Raw genomic sequence first — 23,996 nt, forward strand, 5'->3', positions numbered from 1 at the left:
TGATGCTGTGTTGCGTCAGCCTGCGCTGCATCTAGTGTACCCGCTGTTCGCGACGGCGATGTTGCCGAATTGCAGGCTGCCATCCCACCCGATGCGGTAGTCCGCAGCGCATAGGTAAATACTGTGCAGGCCAACTTAATGCTGGCAGCCCGGTCCGCATTGATGTGGCGTAGCCGGCCCCGTGCTGCTGGTTTTCTGGCTGGGCTTGAGCGCGGCGGCGCTGAGCTGCTTCTGGTATTGCGCGGCTTGGCACACCGGGCAAGTGGTGAGCGGGGCATCGGCCAGTTTTTGCAGATGTTCGCCCTGGTGCTGGCAAGCGCTGCAGCGATAAACATACAGTGGCATTGGCGTAAATCTCCTGTGGATGAGGCTTTGCAGGATAGAATACGCCAACCTCGCGGTCAGCCGCGGGAAAGTATCAATAGCCGTCGCTCGGTGGGTGCGGTAAAACCAGCGCATCTTCAGGAGAGACGCAATGATGTTCGGACAGCAGCTGCAGCTAGTCCTGCAGCTTTTGCAGCAAACCTGCATTTTTCTGGTCATCGCCTGGCTACTGGCGCGCACGCCGCTGTTTCGCCCGCTGATGCAGGTCACCATTCGCCTACCGCATAAGCTCACCTGCTATCTGGTGTTTTCCGGCTTTTGTATTCTGGGCACCTATCTGGGCCTCAAGGTCGACGATTCGATTGCCAATATCCGCGCCATCGGGGCTGTGCTGGGCGGCTTGCTCGGCGGGCCCTCAGTCGGGCTGGCCGTAGGCTTTACCGGCGGGCTGCATCGCTATTCCTTGGGTGGGCCCACCGATGTGGCCTGCATGATTTCCACTGTCTGCGAAGGCTTGCTGGGCGGGCTGATTCACCGGGCGCTGCTAGCGCGTGGGCGAGTGGATTTGTTATTTCAGCCCATGCTGGCCGCCGGGGTGGCGCTGGTAGCCGAAATGCTGCAAATGCTGATTATTTTGCTGGTTACCCGGCCGTATCACGTGGCATTTAGCGTGGTGGATCATGTGGCGCTGCCGATGCTGATAGCCAATAGTATTGGCGCGGCGATGTTTATGCGTCTGCTGCTCGATCGGCGCGCGCTGGCCGAGCAATATTCCACCGCGTTTTCGGCGCATGCGCTGCGGATTGCGGCTCGCACCGAAGGGGTCTTGCGCGCTGGGTTTAACGAAGCCAATTCGATGAAAGTGGCGCAGATTATTTTTGAAGAAACCGGCGTGGGCGCGGTGGCCATTACCGACCGCGAAAAGCTGCTGGCCTTTATCGGCACGGGCGCCGATCACCATCTGCCCGGTACGCCGATTACCTCGCAGCATACGCAGGAAGCGCTGCGCGATAATCGGGTGGTGTATGCCGATGGCAATGAAGTCGCCTATACCTGCTCGATTCATGCCGATTGCAAGTTGGGTTCGACCTTGGTGATACCGCTGCAAGATGCCGACGATCAGGTGATCGGCACCATCAAGCTGTATGAACCCAAAGGGCGGCTGTTTGCCAAGCTGAATCGCACGCTGGGCGAGGGCATTGCCAAGCTATTGTCGCGGCAGATTCTCACCGGGCGCATTGAGGCGCAGCGGGCTTTGCTCGCGCAAGCGGAAATCAAGCTCTTGCATGCGCAGGTCAATCCGCATTTTCTGTTTAATGCGCTCAATACCCTTAATGCGGTGATCCGGCTCGACCCGGAACGCGCCCGCGCGCTCGTTCAGCATTTGTCGACGTTCTTCCGCAAAAATCTGAAACGCCCGGATGAAATGGCCACGCTCGCTGATGAAATCGAACATGTGAATGCCTATCTGCAGATCGAGCTGGCGCGTTTTGGCGAGCGCTTGCAGGTGGACGTGCAACTGGACGGCATTGATACCCGCCAACGATTGCCGGCGTTTTCTTTGCAACCGCTGGTCGAAAACGCGATCAAGCATGGCACCGCCCAGCTCTTGGGCATTGGACGGGTCCGGTTGTTTGCCGAGGTAGATAATGGCCAGCTGCTGGTGCATGTGGAAGACAATGCTGGCCTCTATGAGCCGGCGCGCAAAAGCAGCGATGGCATGGGCATGGGCTTGGTGGATCGGCGCTTGAAAGTCAGCTTCGGGCCGGAATACGGGCTGCGGGTTAGCCGCATTCCTGATCGCTTTACCCGCGTCACGCTGGCCGTACCGCATCAGCCGGCGCTGGAGGGGATGTAATGCGCATACTGTTGGTGGATGACGAGCCGCTGGCGCGGGCCGAATTACGCAGCTTGCTGGCCGAGGCCGGCGAGTACGAGATCATTGGCGAAGCGGGCAACGCCATCGAGGCTATGCAGCAAATCAATGCGCTGCGCCCTGAGGTGGTGTTTCTGGATATCCAGATGCCGCGGTTGTCGGGGCTGGAGCTGGTGGCCATGCTGGATGTCGAGCGCATGCCGCTGATCGTGTTTGTGACCGCCTTTGATGAACACGCGGTGCAAGCATTTGAAGAGCATGCCTTTGATTATCTGCTCAAGCCCGTTGAGCCCGAGCGGCTGGCCAAAACGCTGCGCCGTTTGCATAAGCAATTGCAGCCGCCCGATTACCAGCTCCTCACCGCCTGCCAGCAGCTCAAACAGCTGCCCTGCCATCGCCACGACCGGATTGTCTTGCTGCCGCTGGCGGAGGTGGAAGCGGTGACGGCCAAGCTCTCGGGGGTGTATTTGCTGGATCAGGCAGGGCAGGCCCACTTTACCGAGCTGACCCTCAAAACGCTGGAAGCCCGCACGCCGCTGCTACGCTGTCATCGCCAGCATCTGATTCACCCCGAGCGCATTGCCGAGATTATTTTGCTGGATAACGGCGCCGGTGAAATCATCACCCGAGGTGGCCAGCAGGTACCGGTAAGCCGGCGCTATCTGAAAAGCCTGAAAGAAATGCTAGGGGTATAGCTCGCTAATCAAATTAATGTTTGATTCTGGTGGCTATACATGCCTAGGTATATTGTAGTGGCTCTGTGCCGCGTGGCCAGCTAGGGGCTAGCTTTGCTGTGTCTGAAAATGAGGGGGCAGCGCACAGCCAAACGGCGGCGGTCATTTCCTCACCTATTGCCCTGTCATGTAGTCGCCGCTCAGTCGCTACATCAACCGCTTAATCCTGCCCATCACCGCTCACTGAAGTGAGCCGCCGCAACGCCCGCCCGGCGATTTAGTCTTAGCCCGTCAAAAATCCGTTTGAGGTGTGTCATGCCCAATCCCAAGCAGTGGTTAAGCTGGCTGGTGGTGGCGCTGGTGGGCGCGTTTTCGTTCGCCATGCTGGCCCTGTCGCGCGGCGAGCATGTGAATGCGGTCTGGCTGGTGCTGGCTGCGGTGAGCTGCTACAGCATCGCCTATCGTTTTTATTCCAAATTTATCGCCGAAAAGGTGTTCGAGCTGGATGATCGCCGGCTTACCCCGGCGGTACGGCGCAATGATGGTCTGGATTATGTGCCAACCAATAAATGGGTGCTGTTTGGCCACCACTTTGCCGCGATTGCCGGTGCGGGCCCGCTGGTGGGGCCGATTCTGGCGGCGCAAATGGGTTTCTTGCCGGGCACGATCTGGATTTTGGTCGGCGTAATGCTGGCGGGCGCGGTGCAAGACTTCTTGGTGCTGTTTATTTCGACTCGCCGCGATGGCCGCAGCCTGGGTGAAATGGCCAAGCAGGAATTAGGCGCGATCCCCGGCTTTATTGTGATGGTGGGCGCCTTGGGCGTGATGATTATCATCTTGTCAGCCTTGGCGCTGGTGGTGATCAAAGCCTTGGCCGAAAGCCCATGGGGCGTGTTCTCGATCGCGATGACGATCCCGATTGCGCTGTTTATGGGCGTGTATATGCGCTATCTGCGCCCGGGCCGGATTATGGAAATCTCCATCATCGGCTTTGTGCTGATGATGGCAGCGATTATCTTTGGGGGTGATATTGCGGCCGACCCATACTGGGGCCCGCTGTTTACCCTGACTGGCCCGCAGCTGACGGTGGCGCTGGTGATTTACGGCTTTGTGGCCTCTGCACTGCCGGTGTGGCTGCTGCTGGCGCCGCGCGATTATCTGTCTACTTTCCTGAAAATCGGTGTGATTGCCGGCTTGGCGGTGGGAATTGTGTTTGCCGCGCCGGAGCTGAAAATGCCCGCAGTAACGCGCTTTATTGATGGCTCTGGCCCAGTGTTCTCAGGCTCGCTGTTCCCGTTCCTGTTTATCACCATCGCCTGCGGCGCGATTTCTGGTTTCCACGCGCTGGTGTCATCGGGTACGACGCCCAAACTGGTGGAAAAAGAAAGCCATATGCGCATGATTGGCTATGGCTCGATGCTGTGCGAATCCTTTGTGGCCATCATGGCGCTGATTTGTGCTTCGGTGCTGGATCCGGGCGTGTATTTCGCCATGAATTCGCCCGCGGCGGTGATTGGTAAAACCGTAGAGAGCGCTTCCACGGTGATCAATGGCTGGGGCTTTGTGATTAGCCCGGAAATCCTCACCCAGATCGCCAAAGATGTGGGCGAGCACTCGATTCTGTCCCGGGCCGGTGGGGCGCCGACGTTTGCGGTGGGCATGGCGCATATCATCAGCGAGATTTTCAATAGCACGGCCATGATGGCGTTCTGGTATCACTTTGCCATTCTGTTTGAGGCGTTGTTTATCCTGACTGCGGTCGATGCCGGTACGCGGGCTTGCCGCTTTATGGTGCAGGATACCGCCGGGGTGTTTATCCCTGGAATGGCCAAAAGCCAATCGTGGGCCGGCAATATGCTGGGTACCGCGGTGGCCGTATCGGGCTGGGGCTTCTTTGTGTATCAGGGCGTGACCGACCCATTGGGCGGCATTAATACGCTGTGGCCGCTATTCGGGATCGGTAACCAGATGCTGGCCTCGATGGCCTTGCTACTGGGCACGGTGATTCTGTTCAAAATGAAAAAAGAGCGCTATGCCTGGGTAACGCTGGTGCCAACCGCTTGGTTGTTTGTCACCTCAATGACCGCCGGCTGGCAGAAAATCTTCCATGAAAATCCGAAGATCGGCTTCCTGGCCCAAGCGCAGCGCATTCAAAACGCGCTGGCCGAGGGCACGGTGCTGGCGCCGGCCAAATCATTGGCGGATATGGAGCGCATTGTGTTCAATAACCAGATCAATGCCGTGTTGTGCGGCTTCTTTATGCTGGTGGCGCTGACCATGCTGATTGCTACTATCGTGCATGTGCGCAAAGCCCTGGCCAACCCGCAGCCGAGTGTGCATGAAGCCACGCCCGCGCTGAATGAGGCCAGCCATGCTTGATCTGAGCTTTTTGCTACCCAAGCCACCTGCCGCGCCGCCCACCAGCGCCGCGGCGCGTGAAGAAGGGCTCAGCGCCGCCTACGCCCGCTATTTGGCCGAGCAAAAAGCCGCCAGCCCGCAAGGGCAGGCGATGAGCGCGGCCGATTTCGAGCGCTACAGCCTGGGCTCGGGCTGGCTCACCGGGCTAAAAGACACGGCGCAAAAAGTGGTGCAAACCTGCCGGCTGATGGTCGGGATTCATGATTATGAATACTACCTCGACCATATGCGCAGCCAGCACCCCGAGGCCACGCCCTTAAGCCGTGAGGCGTTTTATCGCTATTGCCTGGATGCGCGCTTTCCCGGCGCCGGTAACGTCAACAAATGCCCGTGTTGAAGCGCGGTTAGGACCAACAAAGCAGCGCTGGGCGCTGCTTTGTTGTTGATTGTGGGTGTTGCTACCGGGGTATAGCTTCGTAGTCTAGAAATGCTGTTGTGTTAACGGCAATACGGCCGGTGGTATAGTGGGCCAATTATGTCCAGCCACTACTCGCGCCGGATTCATCTGGCGCAAAACTATATTCGCCAGCATTTTGAAGATGAGATTGTCTTGGCCGACGTTGCCAAGGCGGCTCATCTGTCTCCCTATCATTTTCATCGCGTTTTTACCGCCTGCACCCAAGAAACCCCGATTGATTTTCTGCGCCGAATCCGCGTCGAGCATGCCGCCCAGTTGCTGCTGGTTCAACCACCTATTCGCTTAATCGATATTGCTGTGCGCTGCGGTTTTAAATCGCAGGCGCTATTGGCGCGCGCATTTCGGGCGCATTTTGGCATGACGGCGAGCGAATGGCGGCGTGGAGCCTTCTGGCAACATGATGGACATTACTGGCGCTGGAAAGCTGAGGGGCGTCAGCAAAACAGCAAGCATTGCAAAAACAGCCAGCGGGCTCAGCCGGTACTATCAACGCTGTTTCAAATGCGGACAGCCGAATTTGTGGCGGTACGGCAGGGCCGGCAACCCAGCTATGTTCGTGCCTTACGGATCGAACACAAAGCCCCCATTCAGCGGATTTTTCTCTGGCAGCAGGGCATTGGGCGAGAGCAGATGCTGGCATTGTGGCAAGTGTTATTGCGTTGGGGAATTGCCCAGGGGTGGCTGCAAGCTGTCGTTGATACGCCGGGGGCTTTAGGGCTGACCCCTACTGCGCCAGCTTTGCTGGGGATTTCGCGTACGGTGGACAACCCCAACATCACCGAGCCGACCCGCTGTCGTTATGAAGCTGGCTTTGTTTTACCGCCGGGCTTAAGCCTTTCAGTTGCGCAGTGCCGGTGTGGGGATAATGAATTACTCCGGGATGAGTTGCCCGGTGGGCCATGTGTGGTGATCGACTTTGTGGGGCGTCTGGCGGATGAGCCCCTGATGGTGGAGTACTTTTATAACGTCTGGTTGCCGCAAAGTGATTGGGTGCTCGCAGACAGGCCCGCTTATCTCGAAGTGCCACTCAGTAATGCTGGGCAAGTTTTACATCCAGATATGCTGCTAGAAACGCGCTGGTGTATTCCTGTGCGTAAAAGAAGGAGCAGCGCAAACGAATAGGGCGGTGATGATGACGCAAGCAAACTGTGGTAGAGCGAACCCTGCAATATCGATACACAAGCCAGCGTCATTAGTGCCTTGTTGCTCTCTGCTTGCAGTACTTCTCACGTTGTTCTGTAGCACCCAAGTGCAGGCGGCCAAGCCGACAATCCAGCCTAAGCGTGAATACTGTCGCCCAGCGTGCGAGCAGCCCCCGATGGGCGGTACGGAACGCCAGCTAGGCGAGCCGCTGCGTTGCACGCCTTGCGCGCAATAGGGCTTGCTGCTGAGGTGTTGGCCTAGGTGCAGTCCGCCACGCGGCTCAGCGCGGCGGCGAGAGTACTCAAGCTATTGAATTTGAGGCATCCGCAGCCAAGATCATGCGTTTAACTGAATATACCCAGGTGGGGTAGTTGGATTTACGCTTTATGATTAGGCTAATTTGAAGCTATACCCATTAGGGCGCTTTAGCCTGTAGCTGGCTCAGCGGTGGGTAGCGGCGCTGGATTTCCTGCTGCATGCTGGCCAATTGCTCCTGCACCCGCGCGCGCACGGCGCTGCTGCCCAGATTGAGCAACACGCTATTCGTCGGGCGCCAGCTGGCTTCAAAAATCACTTCGCTGCGCTCCCCCAGCCCCTGAATGCGGGTACTGCTATTGAATTCACCCTGCGAATTCTGCAGCGATTGGCAGAGGATTTCCTCGGGGGCGCGTAACTCAATGCGGGAAATCGAATCGGCCACAACGCTAAAGGGTCCCAGTTGATGACGCGATTGTTGTTGCAGACGCAGCACTTTGCCTTCTCGCGCCAGTACCTTGCTGCTAAGCAGCCCGGGGACAAACTGCTGCATCCGCTCGTAATCCGTCAGCACCGCAAACACCTGATCTGGGTTGGCGGCCACTTGATAGCGGCCACGGATTTGCAGGGTTTGCTCTTGCCGGCTGACTTCTACTTTGACGCTGGCCAGCTCCGTGCCCCAGCTATAGCCCGTGAACATCAGGCTCAGCACTGCAAAGCTTAAGCGGTGCCAGATGTTGGAGCTTAGGCGGCGAGGGGGCTGCGATGGGCAGATCGTTGTTGGGCGCTGAACTAAGAGCATGGCCGGGTTCCTCCTGCCGACAGACTAGGGGGAAACAAATGTCGAAATGATGACAGGCCGCGGTGCGGTGGGTGGATGAAACACTTCGAGTGTCGATGGCTGTCCCATTGTTTGAACTTGTATTTCGAGTTTAGTAAGCAATAATTGAAACTCTTGTTTGCATTGGGGAAGGATCATGACATTGAAGCGTGTACTGGTGCTGTTGGGGGCCTTGGTTTGGTCAGTGGCTGTGACTGCGGTGGCTGAAGATTTCGCGACCGCCAAAGAGGCTGAGGCGATGGTGGTCAAAGCGGTTGCCGCCATCAAAGTCAATAAGGCCAAAACATTGGAAGAAATCACCAATAAAGACAGCAAATGGGTCGTGGGTGATTTGTATCCGGTGGTGTATGACTTGCAGGGCAAAGTGTTAGCGCATGGCCAAAATGCCAAGCAGGTGGGGAAAGATCTCCTGGAGCTGAAAGACCCCGATGGCAAGCTCTTTGTGAAAGAGCGGGTTGAACTGGCCAATAGCAAAGGTAAGTTCTGGCAAGACTATAAATTCACCGATCCGGTTACCAAGAAAATTCTGCCCAAGCAAATGTATTGCGAAAAACTGGATGCGATGGTGGTGTGCGCCGGTATTTATAAGCGCTAAGTTGCGCGTTTGGGGTCTCCCTGCGGCGGGGTGACGACCCGCCGCGATTCTTTGTGCAGCTTAGTGGATCATGATCATGCGTCTGCTCTATCGTTTGCTCTTGCCCCCCTTGGTGACCTTGGTGATGCTGCTGGCTTTTGCGGGCCTCATGCTGCTGGCCGGCAAGTATGTCCGCACCGGCATGGATGAAATCAGTAATACCCGCTTTGCGAATCTGGCGGCGGTTAACTCACTCGGCTTGGGTTTGCAGCAGGCGCAGGTGCAAACCTACCGCACCTTAACCTGGACAGGTACCTTGGGCGCGGAGTATTTCGCGCGTGAATCCAAGGGGCTGGTAGCCGGCTTAGGCGAAGCCCTAGCCAAATTCAAACAATGGCAAGAACAAGCCCAGCTCTCTACCGCCGAAAAAGAGCAGGCCGCGGCTATCTTGAAAACCGCAACGCAATATCAGAAATCAGTCAGTGAAGTGCTGGATATGGCCTCGGATGACATCAATATGGGTGTCACCATGATGCAGTCAACGGACAAACTGTTTGCCGATCTAAGCGCTCAAGTGCATGAACTGAAAGCGCTGGAAACCACGCTAAGCCATACCGCGCGAGATGAAGTGGATCAGCAGTTGCGGCGCATACAGTGGCTGATGATGATCGGTACACTTGTGGCCGCCGCGTTGGCGGCGCTGCTCAGTATTGCGGTGCTGCGGCGGATTTCGAGCCAGATTTATTCCGCCAGTCGTATTGCCAATGCCGTAGCGAAAGGGGATTTGCGCCAAGAGATCAAGCCGCAGGGCGAGGATGAGCTGGGGCAACTACTCAAAGCCTTGGCCCAGATGCAGCAGCAGCTGCGCGAAATGGTGGTCCAGATTCATACGCATACCGAACACCTGGAAAAATCAGCCAGTGAACTGGATCATGCCTCGGGCACGATTACTCAGGCGGTTCGGCAGCAAAATGAATCTATTGGCACCGCCGCGGTTGATCTGGAGGAAATGGCCGGTAATTTACATCAGGCGGGTGAGCACGCAGATGCTGCGCAGCAGGTGGCGCAGCGTACGGCCGAGATTGCCGATACAGGCCAGCAATTGGTCAATGCGGCAGCAGATGAAATCCAGAAAATTGCTGCACTGGTGCAGTCTAGTAGTGCAGGCATGCAACATTTACAGGCTAGCTCGGACGCGATTAGCAATTTTGCCAATGTGATTGCCGAGATCGCCGCGCAAACTAATCTACTGGCGCTGAATGCCGCCATTGAGGCGGCCCGCGCCGGTGAAGCCGGGCGGGGCTTTGCCGTGGTGGCGGATGAAGTGCGCAAACTGGCGGAAAACACATCGACCGCTACCAGTGAAATCAAAAAAATGCTGGAGCAAATTCAGCAGCAAAGTGGTGAGGCCAGCCAGCAAATGCAGTCGGCCAGCACTCAGGTGAGCACCGGCGTCGAGCATATTTGCGCGCTGAAAGAGCCGCTATCCGAGCTCAATCAATGCTCGCATTCCGCACTGGCGGCCTTGGTGGAGCTGGTGGGAATTGTCCAAGATCAGCGCCAGCATGGGGATCATTTGGTGCAAATGACCGAGCAGATTGCCCAAGCAAGCAATGCCAATGTGCATAGTTCGGACGAAGCACACCGCGGGGCGAAAAGCATTCATCAAACTGCCGGCCAGCTGCAGCGTTTGATTGGTCATTTTCGGGTGTGATCTTTACTTGCGACTTGCGTTAACGCTTTTTGCCAAGCAGATGCACACTACACCGGATCAACATGTGTCATCACATCCAGCACGGGTAATTTGGCCATGGCATTGGTGCGTGCCGCCACGGCGATGGCGTGGCCTTGCTGCACGGTAAGCTGCCCATCGATTTCCAGATGCACATCCACCAACACCATATCCCCCATTTTGCGGGTGCGCAGATCATGCAAGCCTTGCACCCCCGGCGTGTTGCGGAGCGCCTGTTCGATTTGCTGCACGGTAGCTTCATCGGCCGCGCGATCCATCAGATCACTCAGTGCATTCCAGGCAAATTCGAGCCCCGATTTACCGATCATAAAGCCGACCAATATCGCTGCAATGGGGTCTAGCCACGGATAGCCCAGCAGATTACCGGCAATCCCCAGCGCCACGACTAGGGAAGAGGCGGCATCGGCCCGGGCATGCCAGGCATTGGCCACCAACATGCTTGAGCGCACGCGCTCGGCAATGGCCAGCATATAGCGAAACAGCAGCTCTTTGCTTAGCAAGGCAATGAGCGCCACCACAAGGGCGGCAGGATGCACTGTTTGCAAGGGGCTCGCGCCGCTGATCTTGGTGGCGGCACCCCACAGCATGCCCGCCCCAGCGGCGATCAGCAGCAGGCCCAAGACAAGGGCTGCTGCTGTTTCGTAACGATGATGACCGTAGTGGTGATCATCGTCCGCCGCCTTCTGGCTGTGGTGGCCAGCCAGCATGGCCACAAAATCAGCGAGCAAATCCGAGAAAGAATGCAGCGCATCGGCCACCAGGGCCTGCGAGCCTGCCCACAGCCCAACGATGCCTTGTATGGTGGTTAGCGCCAGATTGACTGCCACGCTGACCCAGAGGCTGCGTTTGGCGGCGGTTTTTTCTGCGGGGGAAACTGGGTTTAATTCGGTTTGATCATGCATGGTGGTGGCGTATCGCGATAGAAACGAGAGCTTAGTGTGTGAAGCTTAACTGAAGATGAAGTACCGATTGCATCTTTGCGATGTGCACTAGCGTGGGGATGATGGATGACTCATTCTGAGCGGGGACAGGCTGGGGGTAAACCATGTTCGTGGGCAGTTTCGAGCCGGCTGCTAACGGACTAGATAAGCAGGGTTGCTTAGCCAATCCGCTAGCTGACCATACCAGCGTGGTTTAGTCTTTGTTTGCCGCTTCGAGTTTGGCCCGCAGGCGTGCTTTGGCTGGCTCGGGTAAGCTTGGCGCGTGATCTGTAGTTTGCGCTTCGCTTGCGAGTAAGGCGTTAAGCGCTTGCAGCTGGCGGCGATTGCGACGGCAGTGGTGGCAAATCAGTAAATGCAGCCGGATTTGTAGCTGCCGATACAAAGTAGGTGGTGTTTCAGTTTGCAGGGTGAGGCTGCTGCTAACTTCACGACAGGTGAGCATGCTGACCTCCTTCACTCAGACATACCCGCAAAGTTTGGCGGGCGCGTAACAAGAGTTGATACAAATTCGCCTGACTAATGCCCAAGCTTTGGCATACCAGCTCGGCGGGCTCATCCTGCAATTGGCGTAGCCAGATCAGCTGCGCCATTCGTCGCGGCAGGCGCGCCAAGCAGCGCTCTAGTCGCTGTTGCAATTGCTTGCGATCCAGTAGCTGCGCGGGGTCGCTCCATTCCACGGGCTCATGCGCCCAGTGGCCATCGGCGCTAAAAAGGTCATCTTCCCCCACACTTTGCTCGATTTCATCCTGACTGATCGGCGCATGCCAGCGCCGTTGCTCACGGATTTGGTCAATAATCTTGTATTTCAATATCCCAACCAGCCAAGTGCTGACACTGGCGCGCCCTGCGTAGCCGCTGGCATTTTCCAGAGCGGCCAATAGCGTGTTTTGTACCGCTTCCTCGGCCTGATGTGCATCACCCAAGCGGCGTAGTGCATAGGCATACAGCATATCGCCGTGTTCTTCCAGCCACAGCAAAGCCTGCTGACTCATCATCGATCCTTTAGTTTTAATTTCGAAGCCGTGCAACAAACCCGCGGGGCTGCCGCTATCGCCCAAGATAGCTCAACAATGGCCACCACAGCTAAAACAGTAGCGAGTGCGTCTACAATTGTCGCAATCGATTACACCTCGGCGTACACCCACGCAGTATTCACGCTCAAATTTGGACAGATCTGGCCACGGTACGGCATGGCGAGTTTTTGGCTGGAATCCAAGCTGGTAGCCGACCTGAGGCACCCACCCATTATTCACTGCACGACCAAGACTAAAGATTAGTCGAGCGAATCATCTGAATCTGACAGCGATTTGGGAGTGCTAGAGCTTTGCATGGACTGCATGAGTGGTTGATTCATGCGCTTATGGTAATGGCAAATAAAAAAGCCCTGAATTGTGCCGTTAAGTAATTAATGGCACAGAATAAAGCATAAAATGGCGGTTTTATTGGTTTTTTAGCTTTTTTTGAAGTTTGGAATAAAGCATAAAGTGGCAGAACGATAAAAAATAAAGCATAAAGTGTCATTAAAAAATGGCCATATTTTAAGCGGACTTTTTGTCATAAAAAGGCACTTGAGCCTTCATTCACGTCCAGCGCAGAAGGAGTTGAACCCAAATCCTAATCAGACTCATCACTGCGCGTAAGCTTGGACGTGAAGTTCACGCATCTTGACTTCCTTCATGTCGATAGAGTAAATTTTGCTCTGGTGCCAACCCTACTTGCACACGAGTAAAAAACGGCCTGCAGTACCGAATTCTGTAAGCATCCTATTTGCATAAATTACTCTCCTTTTGGAGCCTCATCGTCGAGGTCTTAAACGTGTGCCTTCACTCGAATCGACAGGGCTTATTTAGGAAGTAACTATGACAATCAAACAGTTTGCGTTCACCGCCCAGCAGCACATCCAAACCACCACAAATACCCAGTTCAAACGTGCTCATATCTATGAGCTGATTTCGGCCTCGTTCGGCTACAAATCATTTGCTGCTTTTAGCTCGGAAGCTATTTTTGTGGACTCGACTATTGGCAGTGCTGCAAATAACAGTACTGCCAACCTCGTTGGCCGAGTTATTCAACTAGGTTATCCAGGTGAGCATGCATCTAACGTTGCAAAGTGCTTTGCCGACAAACTAGCCGAGTGCAGCATCACGTTTATTAAAATACGAGATTTGCTTGCTCTGCTTGACCCTCCTAACACTGAGAAATCTAGAGACCCATATTACGACGAGTATGAAGATGATGACTTCTATGACGATATCGATGAGGATGAGGATGAGGATGAGGCTAAAGTAGAAGTCGATACCAGTATTGATTTTGTTAATTCACCAGTTTTGATGGAGAGTTTGCAACAATTAGCGGTGCAGAATCATCCTGATGCCAATTATGCTCTGGCAATCATCTATCGTATTCCTGAGCCTAGTAGCTACTTGTATGAAGAGTCGTTGCGGGGTAGAAAACTTACGTCTATAGAGCGCCAATGGGTTGATGAATACTTGGTGCAAAAACCAATTTACGAAAAATATCAGCATCATTTGAAAGTCGCGGCACTGAATGGTTGCCGTGCTGCTGCACTTGAATATGCGGCAACATTTAATGACGACGAGTTCTTTACTCTGGCAGAGAAGATGAATGGCGACATAAACGCATTGCGAATGTCTGAAGTTGCCGACAGCTTAGGGTTTTACGAATCAAGCCAAATTTGGCTCAAAAGAGCAGCAGAGGAAGGCTCTTATGATGCACTTGAAGAGCTGGCTGAATCAGGTGAATACTGGGCATTGAAACGACTTGGAGAGCTGGGTGATTTGGCTGCAATCCGGGCTTTAATTGAACGTGAGCTTGACGCGAACCACCAAGAAGCTTGGACTTGGCACCATTTAGCGTTGCTGCTTGGTAAAGATTTTACTGAGTCTACGCTTAGAGCCTATCACGATGGTGGCATGTACGATGGTCAAGAATATGATGATGACTACGGCGGCGCACTTTATGTTGCAGGCGACGAGGGCGTTTACATGCCGAGTATTGAGGGGGAACTGAACAAACAAGCGCTCGAGGCAGCAGAAGTTATGTTTGCCAACATCCAGAAGAGGCAAGAATAGTACGATGAAAAAGCCCGCAAACGCGGGCTTTTTCATTGGTGTGCTATTGAGCATCCGGCTGAAGTCCCATTTCCATCGATGTTCGCTTAATTGTTAGGGAACATGGTCGCCTCTGTGTTCCAAACTGTGCCACCGACTAAGACTAGTGACTCAAGTAACCTCTGTCTTGTCGAAATTGTTCGACATTCTTTGGAGATAGATATGCAGACTTTTATGAGTTCCAACCCCCCCGTGAATGGTCCTAGTCAAACCGGAAATCCATCCGGCAGAGGTCGTGGTAACAATCCACCACGCGGTCGTTAAGTTTGAATGAAGCTGGGCATATTAAATATGCTCAGCTTCATATCTAGTTTTATGAAATTGATACCAATATGGATAGCGAAGGTTAACCCAATCTTCGAATGTATTCTGCTCATAGGGTAAGTGAGCATTTTCCGATGTGCATGTTTGCAGCTTATGCCAATAATACCCTATAAAATTCATGTAAAGCATTCCAACATAAATGGCATAAATTTCATTCCTTTCTTCTTCTGTGTCCCAGTGTTCGGCAATTTTAATTATTAAATTTTTATCAGGAATTCCTTTGCCACTGCTCCAGCGTTTTACTGTTGATTCATCAATCTCAAGCCTTCGTAATGCCTCGTGATTCAATAGTTCGCTCAATGTTTTCGCATGAAGTTGTTTCTTAAGCCAAAAAGTGAAGCAAGATATTGGGTTGCGCTGTTTTTTTTGGGTGGGGAGAAGTTTCAAGAATAGCATTCCAGTCTTAGCTTTCCCATTTTGAATTTCAATTGCGGAAAACAAGCTGATTGCAATTTCAAGAGTAATAGCTAGTTGTGCGATTTTAAGTTCGTTCTCGCTGTTTGATTTAATTATCAGCTCAATAATAGATGGCCATAAAAATGGCGATAGCGACTCGTTCGCTACGAAATTTTTTGTTGCGCCCACTCGGTCACCCTGAAACCATATCTTGATGCCAGAACGAAACTCATCCTCAATTCTTGTCATGAACTTCAAGTGGTAATACTCTTCACCATGGTAGTGTTTGGAGCCAATTGCAGCCATCTTCCATGTAGAAGAAATTAGCTGTAAGAATGCCTCGGCGTCACCGCTGTTCGCTTTGGTGATACACTCTAAGAAGTGATTTTTTTCTGAGTGAGGGAAGTCTTCAAGAATTTTGGCGAATAACTCAATGTTGGGTTTTCGGCGGCCGGCCCGAATATGTTCTAGAGTTTTTAGCTCAGAACTCATACCTGCATCAGTAAATAACTTGCTAACAGGCATTCCGACAAGCTTCATCAAAACTTCGGGACTAATAAGAAATAGACCAACAACTTGGAGTGGCTTTGGTTTTCCTTGAAAGGGATTTAGATAGCGATTCATTATGCTTTTTAATATATGGCTTTATTATTTATTACTTACTCGATGGACTCAGCTTTGCTGAGACACCTATTTCACAATTTGGCTTCACTGATTATTATCATCGCGTGAATATTTCGCACTGTGATATCCTTATCTTCTGTAATTGCTCTAGATGACTAACGCCAATGACCAGTGCATTGATGTCACCACAAGTGAGTACGAAGAAAGCAAGTTTCTTGTGGATATGCACCTGACGTTTGCTAGGTTTGTTGAGATTGGATTCGATGAAATTATTCAATTGGACTATACGAGCAGCAACGACTAGCAAGATTGATTTTTTACTGCTAAATATTTTTAATGGAATTTAAAACTTGCATCATACCTGAATAATTATTTGGTTTGATAATCCAAAAACCAACAGGATTATCCATCTAGTTTGAGATGCTCAAGTTTGAAAACTTAAGCATATGCTCAAACAATGCTCCTTTGAGAGGATGAGCCTAGCCATCCTAACCGGGAAGTTAAGAGGCCTTCATCATCCACCTCAGAAGAGATATGCCCCCCCAAGCCGGTTTCACCCGTCAGCCGTTCGTCTGGAAGCGCTAACTTCGCCACTTCCCCCTGTATCTCAAGACTTTCCCACAGTGCAGAGTTTCCCTAGGTCGCTGTCGTTTTCAAACCGACCAACCCAGCGGCAATGCCTTTAAATGCGAGGCTTGCAATCAGTATAGCCTCGAGGGGCCGCATGATTTATAGGAGTAAAAAAAATTTCCAGTTGAAGGCATCGATTGAGGATTACGAACTCTTGCATACTTGGAGAGAATGGGGCCTCAGTAGTGGAGCCTGCAGCATCTATTACACCACCAACATATTATCCAGTTCCTGGTTAGCCGGGTGTTCAGGAAGAGGTATGTGAGCAATTGCTGCAGTGGCAAGCCCTAGAAAAATTGCCTCAGAACCTTCCTGTAGTCCCGTTCCCCAAAAGGCTTTTAAGATGAACTCAAGGCGCTGCTGTACCGCCCAATTATTGGGGGCACGAAACGTTGTAGTTTGCTCGCAGTGACGGATATGGGCTCTAACAGTGTCTTGCTCAAAATGATGGATTGTGCTGAACACTGCGTCAGTGAATCCACCATAAGACAGCAATTTTTCGAGCAAATAGATGGTGTTTTTTGGATTTGTGTAATCACTCATTTTGTGTTTCCTTTCTTAATTGCTTGAAGATTATTGTGATAACACTAAAAAATTACTTCTTATTTATCATCTCAACTCAAAGGGTAATCGGCACCAGAGTCGCCGCAATTATTAACTAGGTGCTAAAGTACAGTCGCGTTGGCAGTTCGTTTGATATCAATAATTCGCAGTTTTTTTCCACTATTGCCGACAAGGTGCAGAGATACCTCTTCACCGACTCCAGCACCCAATAATGCCTGAGCTAGTGGTCGGCTTTCATTGACTATGCCATTAACAATGTCATCTTTGGCCCGAGTTATTTGAACCGTAACGACATCATCAGGCTTAGACATATCAATGTATTGAATTACGTCACCAACTTCTACTTCATCTGCAGATAGCGTAGTTTCTTTGGTTACTAGTGTTTCATTTTTTTCGACTAATTCATCCTCCCGTGGCAATTCGAAGGCTGTTTCATTTTCAGGGGATGAAAATGACTGAACTTTCCGAGATTCAACGTGAATACTAGTGATGTTACTTTCTGGGCTAGTTGGGTGGATGCCGAATGAGTTCAATGTTTCAATGAGGTCATTGATTACATCTTGCTTATGCAGTACAAACGTAGATGCAAAACATCTCCAAAAGCGCCATCCAGCGCGTTCAAGGATTCTTTGACGTCGCATGTCACTGTCCCATTGGTCAGGGCCATGATACCTGTCGCCATCACACTCGATAGCAAGCCGACTATCAGAGTCACCCTCAACAACCATGTCGATGCGGTAGGCTCCAACAGGGACTTGTGGGGTTACTCGGTATCCACGTTCAATCAAAATGTCGAAAACTTCTCGCTCGAATGGCGATTCACACAGGTCTCTTAAATTTACAATTTCATCTTCAGATTGTAAAAATGGAGCTTGGAAGTGTTGAATCAATTTTGCGCGCAGATGGTCTGCAGGGCTAAGTTCTTCAAGTCCAATACTCCGAACCAAATACATTCTGTCACGTGCTCGCGATGCCGCTACGTTAAAACGTTGAGCCACCATTTCTTGGGTTTGCGCATGCGCATGGCCAATTGAAGCCACCATGGTAAGGAACATGATGTCACGTTCCTTACCTTGGAATGTTCTAGCGTCACCACAAGTGATTTTGTATCGGGTAATGATTTGCTCGCCTAATTCATCGGTCAGCATTTGCATGACCTTATAAGCTTGCTCATTTCCTAGTAGAGAAACAACACCAATCGTTCGACCGTCAAAAGCAGGATTTGAGACGATGGCTTTTATTTCATCAACAATGAATTTAGCTTCTGGTAGATTCACATCTTTGTTGCGATAGCCATCTACGACATGCACATCTACTAAAGGAGGGTCTAGGCGCTCAGATGCTTTTGGAATACGAAGCGGTTTTAATTCGTGACCATAGAACTCACGTTTCGAATACTCAATGATAGGGGCGATGCAGCGGAAATGCTCTCGTAGCATGACCGCACTATTGGCAAAGACCGTTTTAAATAAGTCGTAAATCGAGCGGTCTGGACTCATTTGTGGTTTAAAAATGTCCACTTGCTGAGCAAGAAATCGACTCATTAAACTTCTTATCTTTTCTTCTTCAAGCCCAACACCTTCTGGTGAAACTTGTTTGTCATCGCCAACAATCAGCACTTTTTGGGCACGTAGAATTGCCGGTAGAGCAGTCAAATCGGATTGTGATGCCTCATCAATAATCACTAAGTCGAAACTACCCAGAGATGAAGGTAGTGACTCACAAATCCGGTAGTGCGGCATAATCCAGCAAGGAATAGCACTATTTGCCCTGTTCGCGGCTATTTGTGCATCATGACGATAACGTCCCGCACGAATGCCTGTTCCTTTGCCAATTTTCTTGATTGCCGCTCGATAAGCTTCAAGTGCTGACCGAACATCTGGAGTTGCGTTTTCAGCTAGTTTTAGCCATGTCCGTTTGTTTACAGCCTCTTGGTACAGCTTTGATAGGTCATGTTCCAGTTCTGTTCTAAGCACAGACAATCGTTTTAATTCATGACGTCCATCTATCTGGTCAACAAAATTAACCAGCCGACACAAGCGCCAAACCTCACTCCAGTTGTCTGGAAGTAAAGCATCTGTTGGGCCTGAATGAGATTCAGTCCGTAATTTCTCAGCCCATTCAGCTGCGCCTGAACTTTCAATTAACTGGGTTACTGAACTAACCGTATTTAAGTGAATAGTTTGCCCGTGGACATGGCGTAATTGTTCTAGTAATTGAGACCAATGCTCCTGAATTTGAGCCTCGTTATATTCGGGATTTCCAAGGTATTGATTGAGGAATGTATGAATTTTGCTGGTGATTTCCCCCTCGCAAGCGAAGAGAGCTTTCATAAATGACTCTTTCACTAGCCAAGTTTCAGCCAAGCGCTGGCGTGTCAAATGGTGCTGAAGAATTGACTCTGCTTCAATAAGCGTTTGTTGCGTGTAAGGTGTTTGGCTTGCAGCTAACCACGACGGTAGTAATTGCTTGAGAGCAATAACTGTTTCTACCTCTTCACTAAGGCTCTTTGCTATCTTTTCGTACAAGCTGATTGCGTTGCAGGCCGATAGTAATTGCTCAGACTTAACTTCAAAGCGTGGAATTGAAATTTCGTCAGCCAATGCATTCCAGCGTACCAGTAGTGATTTGCAATGCTGTTGAAATTGAACGAAATTGAGTATGTGTTTCCAGTCATCATCCGATGCGGCACTCACGCCAACAATCGTTATCGTGTCGAGCTGTTTTTTTTGTTCTGATTTGCCAAATAATCCAGCGAACCCAAATGGTTTTTTCCCATTTGCAAGATTCGTGATGGCTTCAATGAGCTCATTGCTTGAGTCAACACCCTCTGGTACTTTGACTGGGCGTGCTAGGAATTTTTTCCTGCTCTCTGAGGCAGATAGAACTTCGACAGTAAGAGCTTTAAATAACTCTAAGACTTCGTAACTATTGTTTCGACGTAGATATTGCCGAAGGCCGGGTTCCCATGGCTCCTGCGCATTTTCAATTTCTTGTAATAAGAGACGAAGATTTGAGACTTTTGATGCAATGGACATTGCAATTTGAATAGTCTCAGGTTTTGTATTAATTAAGGATGGAACTTGCCCTTTGGACTCTTGGTCTTTGAGCTCAGACAGTTTTGATAAGTCTTGATGAACCTGTAATAGTTTTTCGGTTTCTGGAAAGCTCGGGATGGAAGGTATTTTTTTGCCGAGGTAAGCTAAATCAGTACCTAATGCTGCTCTTGCATCACGTAACGCACAAATATCATTGTTGCTAAACTGTGGTCGGTGCTCATTTGCTATGCTCAGGGTATCAGGAAACCACTCAATTTCATTTCTTTGGCGCGCAACTTCTTCAGCCACTTCAACGGGTATTAAGGTCTCATCATCAATTTTAACTTTATCAATGTTGAGTCTGGCCCACGTTGCAATGTCTTTGTCGGCTTTAGAGATGCGGCCATGTAATGAATCTATTTGTCCATCAATTTGTTCAATTTCACGCCGATAAGCAATTCGGTCTATTCGCGTAACTTCGCTGGAGATTTTATTAATTGCATATTCAAACTGCTTCATACCTTCTGCTTCGCTGGTGAGCAGGCTTATTGCTAGCGGGCGAATTGAGTCAGGTAATTTCTCTTGAAGTACCGATAATGCAGGGTCTTTCATCGACGTAACCAATACTCGCTTTCCTAATGCGAGATAATGGCAAATGACATTGGCAATAGTGTGGGTTTTACCTGTTCCTGGAGGTCCTTGAACAACTACGCCATCGTGGACTTCAAGCATTTGAATGATTTGGACTTGCTCATCATTGTATGCTTTAGGGAAATATAGCTCAGAAACTTTACCCCTAACTGCAGCGTCCCCTTGGCTACCACTAACAACGGATAGGCCTCGATAGGACGGAAGAATGACCTCTTGAATGGTGGAGGCAGGCTCCGTGACTAGAGCCTTTACAGCACCAGGTAAAGAGTCCAAATCATCTTGTGAAAGAATTGATTCAAAGCGTTCTAGGTCTTGGACGAGAAGATTATTTGTTCTTGGACGTGCCAGTAAGACCCAAGTATCAGTTAAAACTAGGTTCTCACCTGGCTTTGGAAGTTTTCGGTCGTCTGCAGTTGTTTGTGTTGGCCAATACACTCCTGATGCATCCAAAAATGCCGCCGCAGACTGTAACAAGGGCTCGAATGTACTAGGTTGAAATGGGTTAAGGTTGCTGCCTAGCTCTTCAAAAAAACGCTTACTCGTCTCAACAAGTTTTGCTACACCTGGGTTGTCCATTGAGGCGTAAATGTCGACTTCAAGTCTGGGTTCTGTTTGACGAGGACGAATCTCAATCGCCATCGTTTGCTCATTCAGTGAAATCTCCACCAATTGAGTTAAAAGTGGGTAAGTGATATTTCCTAATGGGCTGGCCCAAACTGCGATACCAACACCCCAGACTAATTCAAGTTGTGAATCTAGCAAGTTGCCCTGCATTTTTTGAGAAAGCAGGAAAAGTTCAGAATAAAGAGCAATACTCTTTCGTATTTCTTTTTCTTTTTCGGCCCAAGGCTTCCAAACAACTTCAATGTATGATTTAAGTTGCGTCTTGACTATTTCTTGCTGAGGATAATCTTCAAGTGCAATTACTATGGAGTCATTAAGTTGATTATCTATTGCTCCATCAATTGCTGCTGAATTTGAACTCTCTGCGGATAAAGCTCCGATATCAATCAGGGTTTTCTTAATTGCGTGCGATTTTAGAGATGGCTCTTTGCTTGGATTGCGTGGTAGCTCAATCCACGCCTCGAGGAGTTTATTTTCGGGTTGTGGTGGCGCACTTTCATGCAGCCTGTCGAGTTTGAGCCAGACTTCGCCATACTCAGAATCATCACCATTGAAAGCGAGCCCAGGAACTCCTAGTACACGTTCTTCCAGCCGACTGAAATCCTTGTGCTGACTTATGTTCTGCAGAGGTGTTTTCTTGAGTTGAGTGGTTTGCTTTGCAAATTCAATAAGTGCAACTAGTCGTTCAGTGTGAATTGTCATTTTTTAGATTCTTATTTAAAATCAAAACTAGCACTATCAAGGTAATGACCACAATCGCAATCCATTTGGCTGCTGAGTTGCCTTGAGTTTTTTGTTGTAAAGCTTGGAATTGGGTCCGCAGAATCCCATGCTTATAAACGGCATCATATGCAACGTGACAATTTGAGCATGACAAATGCTGAACCACCTCTTCAAGGGGGGTTACAAAATTAGCTGTTTTGCAATGCGGGCACTCAACGACTAGACGGTCAGGAATCACTGATTGTGGACTATTTTGTTTCTCTGGTTGAACGGGAGACTTTCTCGGCTCTATAGCAAGTGCGCTAATGAGTTTTTCTACTTCTTTTTTTAGCTCTCGAGCTTTGGGCCTGTTGCGATGCGTCAACTCGTGGTTAATCGAATTTAGTTTGACTAAATCCTCTTGTGATTGAGCAACTAAACTGGTCAATTCATCAATGTTGTGGCGAAAAAAAGGTCTAGAGTTCATTTTATAAATAAATGCGTTAAGTATGCTTTGTCTACGCATGCCTATTCATTAGTCTGAAGGCGTTATGCGATATCAATTTTTGCGTAGCTTGGGGTAAATGATATCTGAAGAAAATGTAAATTATGTTGAGGTTACTCATTATTCCTCTGCTATGCTTCCGACATTTCTGACGCCTTGTCTTGTATTATTCAATCAAGTGGTGAAAGCTTGGCTTTGTCGACTTTGTATGTTTATTGCTGTGGTGATTTGCTGGCTCAAGTGAGTTTTTTCGTGCGCGGCTTGCTAGCTCGTTGGCGTGGCTGAGCGTCACGGGTCAGCATTAAGGGGTCTATTGTCGCGACTGGTGCAATCGTTGCTAGCCAACTCTCACGCCCGAGCACCCGCAGCACCTTGATAAGTGTATTCAGTGATGAGCCATTCCCCAGCTCTAAATTTCTGAGCGTGCGCAGACCAATTCCTGCACGCTCAGCAACGACTTTCTGCTCCCAGTTTTTGCTGATTCGCAAGCGTTTCAAATTTTCGCCCAACTGCTGCTCTAACTCTTCAGGCGTGTGAAGTCTAGAAGTTGCTCTGCTTATTATCTGCATTTTGCTTTCCATGATGAGTTAGGTAACCCATTTTTAATGGGCAGAATTATGCCTTTAGAAATGAAATATGCACTTAAGCGGCGTAAATGTGCCTTTTGTTACGAGGCAAGCTTTTAAGACGCATGGTTGGCAGACAATTATGTGCATATGCCTGGAAATGTTGTTAAGTACCCATGCCAAACTCGCCAAAAAAATCTCCTACATTTGAAAGCGCTAATTGGTACTCAGGTGGTTTTTGTTTTGTCAGCTGAGTTGCAATCCGTAAGTCTTGTACCATGTACCCGACCATGCAGCGGCGTACTTGTAATGTTCTGCTTCCTTCCCCGCCAAGGTACTCGTCCCGGAGAAGGGCAGCTTGATTATCCGGTAGGTCTGGGTGTGCTTGCACTACGAGTTTAACGAATTCAGACCAAGCCTTGTCTATCCGCGCTTCTACGGGGGCTGGGGCCGCATCGAGCGCTGTATGCACTATGCGTCCTAATGCGAAGTCGCGAAAGTCCTTACGCTGTGCACACCATGCACGAACGTGCCATCGACGAGCCGCTCGAACCAGTACATGTGGGTAGACAAGGCGGTCCTGTCCTTCTGGGCTGGCAAGTGAGCGATATCGGATGCGTAGTCCGATGTGTTTGCGACAGGCTTGATTGATGACCGCAAAGAGCTCTGGCGACGGTGGTGCTAAATCAAGTCTTGGGTCTTCTACGCTAGAGTTGATGTGTGAGAAGCCAAGCTTTTGCACAAGGTGCAAGTATTCGTCGGGACTATTGCCGGCCAGTCTTGGTTGAAACGACTCTGTGGCTGTGATGGGGGCGTACGGCGTCGCTCTCGTGACTGTATCCGTGAACTCAGCTAAGAACATAGCCAACATCCGGCTAGCCTGTACCGACTGAATGCCGAAGACTTCACGAAGTCTACTGTTATCTATTTCTCCTTCCCAACGAAGAAGCACTTCCATGTCCCTTAAGCGAAGTTGAGCCGGGGTGAGTGATGTTTGCATATTTTTATCTTGCAAGATAAGTTA

Annotated in this window: 19 protein-coding genes; 8 read left to right on the forward strand and 11 right to left on the reverse strand. The window is 50.5% G+C overall.

Annotated features, from left to right (window positions below; genetic code table 11):
- Window positions 1-135: 135 nt before the first annotated feature.
- Window positions 136-345 carry an FmdB family zinc ribbon protein gene (locus L991_RS13265; protein WP_047396412.1) on the reverse strand — a complete coding sequence of 70 codons (210 nt, stop codon included), beginning with the start codon at window positions 343-345 and terminating at the stop codon, window positions 136-138.
- Window positions 346-475: 130 nt separating this feature from the next.
- Between L991_RS13265 and L991_RS13270 the strand changes: the two genes are divergently transcribed.
- The 5 genes from L991_RS13270 (at window position 476) to L991_RS16625 (ending at window position 6,832) form a co-directional block, all read left to right on the forward strand.
- A complete protein-coding gene (locus L991_RS13270; RefSeq protein ID WP_304413150.1) occupies window positions 476-2,182 on the forward strand; it encodes a sensor histidine kinase in 1,707 nt (568 codons plus the stop codon).
- Entirely contained in the window at window positions 2,182-2,895 is a 714-nt protein-coding gene (gene btsR, locus L991_RS13275) for a two-component system response regulator BtsR (protein WP_047396415.1), read from the forward strand. Before L991_RS13270 ends, btsR begins: the two co-directional genes overlap by 1 nt.
- A gap of 294 nt (window positions 2,896-3,189) precedes the next feature.
- Window positions 3,190-5,253, forward strand: coding sequence for a carbon starvation CstA family protein (locus L991_RS13280; protein ID WP_028450827.1), 2,064 nt, complete (start codon window positions 3,190-3,192; stop codon window positions 5,251-5,253).
- A complete protein-coding gene (locus tag L991_RS18065) occupies window positions 5,246-5,629 on the forward strand; it encodes a YbdD/YjiX family protein (RefSeq protein ID WP_028450826.1) in 384 nt (127 codons plus the stop codon). Before L991_RS13280 ends, L991_RS18065 begins: the two co-directional genes overlap by 8 nt.
- A 138-nt stretch (window positions 5,630-5,767) precedes the next feature.
- Entirely contained in the window at window positions 5,768-6,832 is a 1,065-nt protein-coding gene (locus L991_RS16625) for a GyrI-like domain-containing protein (protein WP_052190883.1), read from the forward strand.
- 436 nt (window positions 6,833-7,268) lie between these two features.
- On the opposite strand, the gene L991_RS13295 is transcribed toward L991_RS16625, so the two are convergent.
- Window positions 7,269-7,910 carry an SRPBCC family protein gene (locus tag L991_RS13295; RefSeq protein WP_047396417.1) on the reverse strand — a complete coding sequence of 214 codons (642 nt, stop codon included), beginning with the start codon at window positions 7,908-7,910 and terminating at the stop codon, window positions 7,269-7,271.
- Window positions 7,911-8,085: 175 nt separating this feature from the next.
- Here L991_RS13295 and L991_RS13300 point away from each other — a divergent pair, with 175 nt between their 5' ends.
- Together L991_RS13300 and L991_RS13305 are read left to right on the forward strand one after the other, a co-directional pair.
- On the forward strand, window positions 8,086-8,544 hold the full coding sequence (locus tag L991_RS13300; protein ID WP_047396420.1) for a cache domain-containing protein: 459 nt from the start codon (window positions 8,086-8,088) through the stop codon (window positions 8,542-8,544).
- A gap of 76 nt (window positions 8,545-8,620) precedes the next feature.
- Window positions 8,621-10,237 (forward strand): methyl-accepting chemotaxis protein, encoded by a 1,617-nt coding sequence (locus L991_RS13305; protein WP_197053895.1) that lies wholly within the window; start codon window positions 8,621-8,623, stop codon window positions 10,235-10,237.
- A 47-nt stretch (window positions 10,238-10,284) separates the two neighbouring features.
- Here the strand turns inward: L991_RS13305 and L991_RS13310 are convergent, their stop codons facing one another.
- From L991_RS13310 to L991_RS13320, 3 genes are all read right to left on the reverse strand, one after another.
- The gene (locus tag L991_RS13310; protein ID WP_047396427.1) at window positions 10,285-11,178 is read right to left on the reverse strand and encodes a cation diffusion facilitator family transporter; all 894 of its coding nucleotides are present in this window, start codon (window positions 11,176-11,178) and stop codon (window positions 10,285-10,287) included.
- A 232-nt stretch (window positions 11,179-11,410) separates the two neighbouring features.
- Entirely contained in the window at window positions 11,411-11,659 is a 249-nt protein-coding gene (locus tag L991_RS13315; protein WP_047396430.1) for a hypothetical protein, read from the reverse strand.
- Window positions 11,643-12,209 (reverse strand): sigma-70 family RNA polymerase sigma factor, encoded by a 567-nt coding sequence (locus tag L991_RS13320; protein WP_047396722.1) that lies wholly within the window; start codon window positions 12,207-12,209, stop codon window positions 11,643-11,645. Before L991_RS13320 ends, L991_RS13315 begins: the two co-directional genes overlap by 17 nt.
- Window positions 12,210-13,076: 867 nt before the next feature.
- On the opposite strand from L991_RS13320, the gene L991_RS13325 reads away from it, so the two are divergent.
- Complete coding sequence (locus L991_RS13325) at window positions 13,077-14,309, forward strand: hypothetical protein (RefSeq protein ID WP_047396433.1); 1,233 nt, start codon at window positions 13,077-13,079, stop codon at window positions 14,307-14,309.
- A gap of 324 nt (window positions 14,310-14,633) precedes the next feature.
- Here the strand turns inward: L991_RS13325 and L991_RS13330 are convergent, their stop codons facing one another.
- From L991_RS13330 to L991_RS13350, 6 genes are all read right to left on the reverse strand, one after another.
- Window positions 14,634-15,692 carry a hypothetical protein gene (locus L991_RS13330; RefSeq protein ID WP_047396438.1) on the reverse strand — a complete coding sequence of 353 codons (1,059 nt, stop codon included), beginning with the start codon at window positions 15,690-15,692 and terminating at the stop codon, window positions 14,634-14,636.
- A gap of 834 nt (window positions 15,693-16,526) precedes the next feature.
- A complete protein-coding gene (locus L991_RS13335) occupies window positions 16,527-16,865 on the reverse strand; it encodes a hypothetical protein (RefSeq protein WP_047396442.1) in 339 nt (112 codons plus the stop codon).
- A gap of 122 nt (window positions 16,866-16,987) precedes the next feature.
- Complete coding sequence (locus L991_RS13340; protein ID WP_052190885.1) at window positions 16,988-21,901, reverse strand: AAA domain-containing protein; 4,914 nt, start codon at window positions 21,899-21,901, stop codon at window positions 16,988-16,990.
- Window positions 21,885-22,427: a hypothetical protein gene (locus tag L991_RS17360; RefSeq protein WP_156129084.1), complete on the reverse strand. Its 543-nt coding sequence runs from the start codon at window positions 22,425-22,427 to the stop codon at window positions 21,885-21,887. The genes L991_RS13340 and L991_RS17360 overlap by 17 nt, the downstream gene beginning before the upstream one ends.
- A gap of 215 nt (window positions 22,428-22,642) precedes the next feature.
- Window positions 22,643-22,975, reverse strand: coding sequence for a helix-turn-helix domain-containing protein (locus L991_RS13345; protein ID WP_052190919.1), 333 nt, complete (start codon window positions 22,973-22,975; stop codon window positions 22,643-22,645).
- A gap of 163 nt (window positions 22,976-23,138) precedes the next feature.
- Window positions 23,139-23,987 carry a YafY family protein gene (locus L991_RS13350; RefSeq protein ID WP_197053896.1) on the reverse strand — a complete coding sequence of 283 codons (849 nt, stop codon included), beginning with the start codon at window positions 23,985-23,987 and terminating at the stop codon, window positions 23,139-23,141.
- Between the last annotated feature and the right edge of the window lie 9 nt (window positions 23,988-23,996).

Origin of the sequence: Chitinibacter sp. ZOR0017, assembly GCF_000799095.1 — a bacterium.
GTDB lineage: Bacteria > Pseudomonadota > Gammaproteobacteria > Burkholderiales > Chitinibacteraceae > Chitinibacter > Chitinibacter tainanensis.